The 633-nt window shown below is 51.8% G+C and carries 1 protein-coding gene; it reads left to right on the top strand.

Going from position 1 to position 633, the window contains the following annotated elements; translation table 11 throughout:
* Positions 1–548, top strand: a 548-nt coding sequence (locus HMPREF2554_RS09280; RefSeq protein WP_070554934.1) for a DUF6318 family protein, incomplete at its 5' end; no start/stop codon positions are given.
* Between the last annotated feature and the right edge of the window lie 85 nt (positions 549–633).

The following is a 633-nucleotide window of genomic DNA, read 5'->3' as shown; positions in this document are numbered from 1 at the left end:
CCCTCAAACCAGAGCAGATGGGTGAGAAATCCGTCGCTGGTTTCTATGCGGCAATCGGGTATATGGTAGCTTCGCTGGAATATTTCACAGGCGCCAATGACCCGGAACCTTTGTTGCAGGTCGCGGCAGACAACCAAGGGAATAAGATATCTCCTGATAATTTTCGGCAAGTGGTTGAGCAGAGGAAATCTCAAAAAACCTGGGCTGAAGATCTTATGATGGTGGCAATTTTGGATTCCCCGCAGCCTAAGATTGACGGCGATACCTACACCTGGAACGGAAAGATCAAAGCTAGCAATGGTTCCTTCATCGTGTATAACGGACAAGTGATAGATATTCCCGAAGACAAAAAAGAGGAAGAATCGCCTGCCATCTTTAAGGGAACCTATAAAGGCGGTACCTGGTTGCTACAGGATCCGAATGCTGCAGGACAATCTGGAAGTGCCCAGAATCAGCAGCAGGGACAGAACCAGCAGCAAACCCCGCAGCAGCAGGCTCCGCAGGAAGGAGCCGGGGAAGGCGCATCCGGCAACGGCGGGGCACAGTAGCAATACCGCACAAGCTCATCTAGGAGAACCGAGTGTAGGTTCCTCTTCGGCGAAAACCCGCAGGAAACACGGTGTTCTTGCGGGT

Source organism: Rothia sp. HMSC071F11 (genome assembly GCF_001809115.1).
Lineage (GTDB): Bacteria > Actinomycetota > Actinomycetes > Actinomycetales > Micrococcaceae > Rothia > Rothia dentocariosa.
This window is presented reverse-complemented; position numbering and strand designations above follow the sequence as displayed.